This window comes from Streptomyces katrae (genome assembly GCF_000966975.1).
Lineage (GTDB): Bacteria > Actinomycetota > Actinomycetes > Streptomycetales > Streptomycetaceae > Streptomyces > Streptomyces katrae.
The window spans coordinates 1-6449 of record NZ_JZWV01001122.1 but is presented as its reverse complement, the minus strand read 5'-3'; the positions used below and the strand labels follow the sequence as shown (position 1 = coordinate 6449).

General features: G+C 71.3%; 6 protein-coding genes. 1 reads left to right on the top strand and 5 read right to left on the bottom strand.

All coding sequences use genetic code 11. The features are described 5' to 3' along the window. On the bottom strand, positions 1 to 151 hold a 151-nt coding region (locus VR44_RS43230; RefSeq protein WP_211275175.1), incomplete at its 3' end, for a (2Fe-2S)-binding protein. Between the two features lie 146 nt (positions 152 to 297). Continuing rightward, a complete protein-coding gene (locus tag VR44_RS33445) occupies positions 298 to 1662 on the bottom strand; it encodes a class II 3-deoxy-7-phosphoheptulonate synthase (RefSeq protein WP_211275174.1) in 1365 nt (454 codons plus the stop codon). A gap of 341 nt (positions 1663 to 2003) precedes the next feature. Here VR44_RS33445 and VR44_RS33440 point away from each other — a divergent pair, with 341 nt between their 5' ends. Continuing rightward, positions 2004 to 3902, top strand: a complete 1899-nt coding sequence (locus tag VR44_RS33440) for an anthranilate synthase family protein (protein ID WP_045951397.1) — start codon at positions 2004 to 2006, stop codon at positions 3900 to 3902. A gap of 88 nt (positions 3903 to 3990) precedes the next feature. Here the strand turns inward: VR44_RS33440 and VR44_RS33435 are convergent, their stop codons facing one another. From VR44_RS33435 to VR44_RS33425, 3 genes are all read right to left on the bottom strand, one after another. Beyond that, positions 3991 to 4995 carry a 2-hydroxyacid dehydrogenase gene (locus VR44_RS33435; protein ID WP_045951399.1) on the bottom strand — a complete coding sequence of 335 codons (1005 nt, stop codon included), beginning with the start codon at positions 4993 to 4995 and terminating at the stop codon, positions 3991 to 3993. Positions 4996 to 5096: 101 nt separating this feature from the next. Next, positions 5097 to 6128: a 6-phosphofructokinase gene (locus VR44_RS33430; protein ID WP_045951396.1), complete on the bottom strand. Its 1032-nt coding sequence runs from the start codon at positions 6126 to 6128 to the stop codon at positions 5097 to 5099. A 156-nt stretch (positions 6129 to 6284) separates the two neighbouring features. Continuing rightward, positions 6285 to 6449 (bottom strand): response regulator transcription factor (locus VR44_RS33425; RefSeq protein ID WP_045951395.1); only part of this gene is annotated, 165 nt, incomplete at its 5' end.

The following is a 6449-nucleotide window of genomic DNA, read 5'->3' as shown; positions in this document are numbered from 1 at the left end:
GGCCCTGGATGGTCCGCACGCAGGAGCCGCAATCGGTGCCGGCCTTGGTGACCGAGGCGATCTGGCGGGGGGTGCAGGCCCCGGCGGCCGCGTGTTCCTTGACCTGCTTGTCGGTGACCCCGAAACAAGAGCAGACGTACACGCGGTTCACCTCCCTGAGCGGAATGGTTCTTGCAGCCACCCCGATGCGGTGAGGCTTACCTAACCGTACCCAAAGTTAGGTAAGCCTAAAAGGCCCGGAGACGAGGATGGGGCGCGGATCACATCGATCCGCGCCCCGTCCTCACAAGGTGCTGCCTACTGGTCGCGGTACATCTCCGCCACCAGGAACGCCAGGTCCAGGGACTGGCTGCGGTTGAGGCGCGGGTCGCAGGCCGTCTCGTAGCGCTGGTGCAGGTCGTCGACGAAGATCTCGTCGCCGCCGCCCACGCACTCCGTGACGTCGTCACCGGTGAGCTCGACGTGGATGCCGCCCGGGTGGGTGCCGAGGGCCTTGTGGACCTCGAAGAAGCCCTTGACCTCGTCCAGGACGTCGTCGAAACGGCGCGTCTTGTGCCCCGAGGCCGCCTCGAAGGTGTTGCCGTGCATCGGGTCGGTGACCCAGGCGACGGTCGCACCGGAAGCGGTGACCTTGTCGACCAGCTCGGGGAGCTTGTCGCGGACCTTGTCGGCGCCCATGCGGACGACGAAGGTCAGGCGGCCCGGCTCCCGCTCGGGGTCCAGGCGGTCGATGTAGGTCAGCGCCTCGTCCACCGTGGTGGTCGGGCCGAGCTTGATGCCGATCGGGTTGGCGATCTGCGAGCAGAACTCGATGTGCGCGTGGTCCAGCTGGCGGGTGCGCTCACCGATCCAGACCATGTGACCGGAGGTGTCGTACAGCTTTCCGGTACGGGAGTCCGTACGGGTGAGGGCGCCCTCGTAGTCCAGCAGCAGGGCCTCGTGCGAGGAGTAGAACTCCACCGCCTTGAACTCGGCCGGGTCGGTGCCACAGGCCTTCATGAAGTTCAGCGCGTTGTCGATCTCCCGCGCGAGCTGCTCGTAGCGCTGCCCGGACGGGGAGGACTTCACGAAGTCCTGGTTCCAGGCGTGCACCTGGCGCAGGTCGGCGTAACCGCCGGTGGTGAAGGCGCGCACCAGGTTCAGCGTCGAGGCCGACGCGTGGTACATGCGCTTCAGGCGCTCCGGGTCCGGGACGCGGGCCTCTTCGGTGAAGGCGAAGCCGTTGACCGAGTCGCCGCGGTAGGTCGGCAGGGTCACGCCGTCGCGGGTCTCGGTGTCCTTGGAACGGGGCTTGGAGTACTGGCCCGCGATGCGGCCGACCTTGACTACGGGCACGGAGGCCGCGTACGTCAGGACGGCGCTCATCTGGAGCAGGGTCTTCAGCTTGGCGCGGATGTGGTCGGCGGATACGGCGTCGAAGGCCTCGGCGCAGTCGCCGCCCTGCAGCAGAAACGCCTCGCCCTTGGCGACGGCTCCCAGGCGGGCGCGCAGCTGGTCGCACTCGCCCGCGAAGACGAGCGGAGGATACGACTCGAGGTCCGCGACGACAGCGCGCAGGGCCTCGGCATCGGGGTACGAAGGCTGCTGCGCCGCGGGAAGGTCTCGCCAGGTCGCCTTGGCGGCGAGGGCGTGGTTTTCAGCGTTCACGGTCACCTCGTACACATTACGGCGTCATTCACCGTGTCCGGCCGGACGCCCACCTGGTGAGACGGTGTCGTTCGAAGGCCTTTCGAAGGTCCACGGCGCGCAGATGAACGGAATTCAAGGTTCATCTTGCGGAAAGGGCGGGATGCGGCGGCCGGGGGCCCTCGTGGGCTATGGTGCCTCCCATGTACGCGCTCTCCGTCCAGAACTGGTGGTGGTCCGCTCCCGGCGGCCCGCCCCTCGTGCGTACCCACTGACACGAGCGACACGAAGGCCGCCCCGAGGGGCGGCCTTCTGCGTACGCAGGCAGGCACGGGCCGTCCCTCCTCCCGACACCCCACCGGAAGGACGCCCGCCCCATGCCCCAGTCCGACTTCTCCCTCACCCGGCTCCTCGACCCCGCCGCCCCGTCCTTCGCGCTGCTGCGCCGGCGCACCCCCGGCCGGGACCACGACACCGTCGAGGTGCTCCTCGGCCCGGTCCACGAGGCCGAGCGCCTGGCCGACCTGCCCGTGCGGGACCTGCCCACCCTGGCCCTGGTCCCGTTCCACCAGATCCGCGAGCGCGGGTTCGACGTGCGCGACGACGGCACCCCGCTGAGCGTGCTGGCCGCCGAGGAGGCGTACGAGATCCCCCTCGCCGAGGCACTGGCCGCCCTCCCGGACCACGGCGTACGGGTGGAGGACGGCCGCTTCGACGTCGGCGACGAGGAGTACGCGGCCACCGTCGAGCGGGTGATCCGCGACGAGATCGGCCGCGGCGAGGGCGCGAACTTCGTGATCCGGCGGACCTACCGGGGCCGGATCGGCGGTTTCGGCCGGGCCGACGCCCTGGCCCTGTTCCGGCGGCTGCTGGAGGGCGAGCGGGGCGCGTACTGGACGTACGTGGTCCACACCCCGGACCGCACCCTGGTCGGGGCCAGCCCGGAGGTCCACGTCCGCATGACGGGCGGCACGGTGGTCATGAACCCCATCAGCGGCACCTACCGCTACCCGGCGGACGGACCGACGGCCGAGTCGCTCCTCGCCTTCCTCGGCGACCGCAAGGAGACCGAGGAGCTGTCGATGGTGGTGGACGAGGAACTGAAGATGATGTGCACGGTCGGTGACATGGGCGGGACCGTCGTCGGCCCCCGTCTGCGGGAGATGGCCCACCTCGCGCACACCGAGTACGAGCTGCGCGGCCGCTCCTCCCTGGACGTCCGGGAGGTGCTGCGGGAGACCATGTTCGCGGCGACGGTGACGGGCTCGCCGGTGCAGAACGCCTGCCGGGTGATCGAGCGGTACGAGAGCGGGGGCCGCGGCTACTACGCGGGCGCGCTGGCGCTGCTCGGCCTGGACGCGTCCGGCGCCCAGACCCTGGACTCCCCCATCCTCATCCGCACCGCCGACATCGCCCCGGACGGGACGCTGCGGGTGCCGGTCGGGGCCACCCTGGTCCGCCACTCGGACCCGCTCGGGGAGGTGGCCGAGACCCACGCCAAGGCCGCCGGGGTGCTGGCGGCCCTGGGCGTCCGGGAGGCCGCGCCCCGGCCGGTCGCCTCCGCCGGCGCCCGGCTGGCGGACGACCCCCGGGTCCAGGCGGCACTGTCCGCGCGGCGGGCGGACCTGGCGCCGTTCTGGCTGCGGATGCAGGAGCGGATGCCCGCCGTGGGCGGGCACGCGCTGGTGGTGGACGGCGAGGACACGTTCACGGCGATGCTGGCGCACGTGCTGCGGGCGGCGGGGCTGTCGGTGACGGTACGCCGCTACGACGCGCCGGGGCTGCGGGAGGAGGCGCTGGCCTGGGAGGGCCCGATCGTGCTGGGCCCGGGCCCGGGCGACCCGGGCGACGGGGCGGACCCGAAGATGCGGATGCTGCGCGGGCTGGCGGGCGAGCTGCTCGCCTCGCACCGGGGCGGGCTGCTCGGCGTCTGCCTCGGGCACGAGCTGCTGGCGGCGGAGATCGGCCTCCCCCTCGTCCGCAAGGCGGAGCCGGCGCAGGGGGCGCAGGTGCGGATCGAGCTCTTCGGGCGGCCGGAGGTGGTCGGCTTCTACAACACGTACACGGCCGCCTGTGACGCGGAGACGGAGGCGGAGCTGGCGGCGCACGGGGTGGAGGTCTCCCGCGACCCCGTCACCTCCGAGGTCCACGCCCTCCGCTGTGCGGCGCGGGGCTTCGCGGGCGTCCAGTTCCACCCGGAGTCGGTGCTGACCCTGCGGGGCGCGGAGCTGGTCTCCGACCTGGTCCGGGGCCTGGCCCCGGTGGGGCGGGCCTAGCGATCGGGTCGGGGGTCGGCTCTGCGGGGCCGGTCCCCTGCCCGCCCTTCACCCGTTCTTCCCCCGGCTACCGCTGGGGGAGGAGCGGTCAGGCCGGGCCCGGGACCAGGGTGTTTTCGGAGCGGCGGCCCGCCAGGTAGTCCGCCACGTTCCGGACCGTCGCCTCGATGATCTGCCCCACCGCGTCGTGCGTGTAGTACGCCTGGTGAGAAGTGACCAGCACGTTCGGAAACGTGATCAGCCGCGCGAGCGTGTCGTCCGGGAACGCCTCCAGGGACTTGTCCAGGAAGAACACCCCCGCCTCCGCCTCGTACACGTCCAGCCCGACCCCCGCGAACCGCCCCTCCCGCAGCTCCCCGACCAGCGCCTCCGTGTCGACCAGCCCTCCCCGGCTGGAGTTCACCAGGATCGCGTCGTCCTTCATCACCGCCAGCGCCCCCGCGTCGACCAGGTGACGGGTCGCCTCCATCAGCGGCACGTGCAGGCTGATCAGGTCCGCCGAGGCGAAGAGCTCCTCCTTCTCCACGTACGTCATCCCCAGCTCCACGCACGCCGGGTTCGGTGCGATGTCCCAGCCCAGCAGCCGCATCCCGAACCCGTGCGCGATCCGCGTGAACGCCTCGCCGATCTTCCCCGTCCCCAGCACCCCCGCCGTGCGGCCCCGCATGTCCCGGCCCATCAGCCCGTTCAGGCGGAAGTCGAAGTCCCGGGTGCGGTTCGAGGCGCGGACGATGCGCCGGTTCACGGCCATGGCGAGGGTCCAGGCGAACTCGGCGACCGAGTAGGGGGAGTAGTAGGAGACGCGGCTGACGGTCAGCCCGAGCCGCCGGGCCGCGTCGAGGTCGATGTTGTTGAAGCCGGTGGACCGCTGGGCGACGAGCCGGGTCCCGCCCGCGGCCAGGACGTTCAGTACCCGGCCGCCCAGGTCGGCGTTGACGCTGGAGGAGACCACCTCGTACCCGGCGGCGATCGGCGCGGTGTCCTCGTCGAGGAAGACGTCCAGGCAGCGGACCTCGTGCCGGCCCTCCCGTGCGAAGGCCCGCTCCAGGAGCGGCTCCTCGTCGGCGGTCACTCCGAAGGCCAGGATCTCCACGCTCACTCCCGAAAGGTCGGACCACGGGCCGTTCCATCGCTTTCGTCACGATACGGCCCGTGGTGCGACCCCCCGCAGAGGCTCAGCGGCGGCTCGGCGGCTCAGCCGAAGAAGACCCCCGCCTCCTCGTACAGCTTCGGGTCGACCGTCTTCAGCTTCGCCGTCGCCTCGGCGATCGGCACCCGCACGATGTCCGTCCCCTTCAGCGCGACCATCTTCCCGAAGTCCCCGTCCCGCACCGCGTCGATCGCGTGCAGCCCGAAGCGGGTGGCCAGCCACCGGTCGAAGGCGCTCGGGGTGCCCCCGCGCTGGATGTGCCCGAGGACCGTCGTACGGGCCTCCTTGCCGGTCCTGCCCTCGATCTCCTTCGCCAGCCACTCCCCGACGCCCGACAGCCGGACGTGCCCGAAGGAGTCCCGGGACACGGCGTCCTTGAGCACCAGCTCGCCGTCCTTCGGCATGGCCCCCTCCGCGACCACCACGATCGGCGCGTAGCTCGCCTTGAAGCGGGAGGTGACCCAGGCGCACACCTGGTCCACGTCGAAGCGCTGCTCGGGGATGAGGATGACGTTCGCCCCGCCCGCCAGCCCCGAGTGCAAGGCGATCCAGCCGGCGTGCCGGCCCATCACCTCGACGACCAGGACCCGCATGTGGGACTCGGCCGTGGTGTGGAGCCGGTCGATGGCCTCGGTCGCGATGCCGACGGCCGTGTCGAAGCCGAAGGTGTAGTCGGTGGCCGACAGGTCGTTGTCGATGGTCTTGGGCACGCCGACGCAGGGGATGCCGTACTCCTCGTACAGGCGGGCGGCCACGCCCAGGGTGTCCTCGCCGCCGATCGCGATGAGCGCGTCGACCTCGGCCTTGGCGAGGTTGTCCTTGATCGCGCGGACGCCGTTGTCCGTCTTGAACGGGTTGGTGCGCGAGGAGCCGAGGATGGTGCCGCCGCGGGGCAGGATCCCGCGGACGGCGGGGATGTCGAGCGGGACGGTGTCCCCCTCGACCGGCCCCCGCCAGCCGTCCTTGAAACCGACGAACCCGTATCCGTACTCCTGGACGCCCTTGCGGACGACGCCCCTGATCACCGCGTTGAGCCCGGGGCAGTCGCCGCCGCCCGTGAGCACTCCGACCTTCATGGAATCTCCCTTCGCCATGACGGTCACGCTAGTGGTGACCCAGGTCACAGCGAGGGGGCTGGAGTGGGCAATTCCGGTGGAATTACGGGGCGTTGCGTACGCGTGTTCACTCGTACGGGGAAGTAAGTACGACCGGCGGGTAAGGCCGGGGCACCCTTACGCGTCGTCGAGCCCGCGCTCTATCGCATACCGGACGAGCTCCACCCGGTTGTGCAGCTGGAGCTTGCCCAGGGTGTTCTGGACGTGGTTCTGCACCGTCCGGTGCGAGATGACCAGCCGCTCCGCGATCTGCTTGTACGACAGCCCCTTGGCCACCAGCCG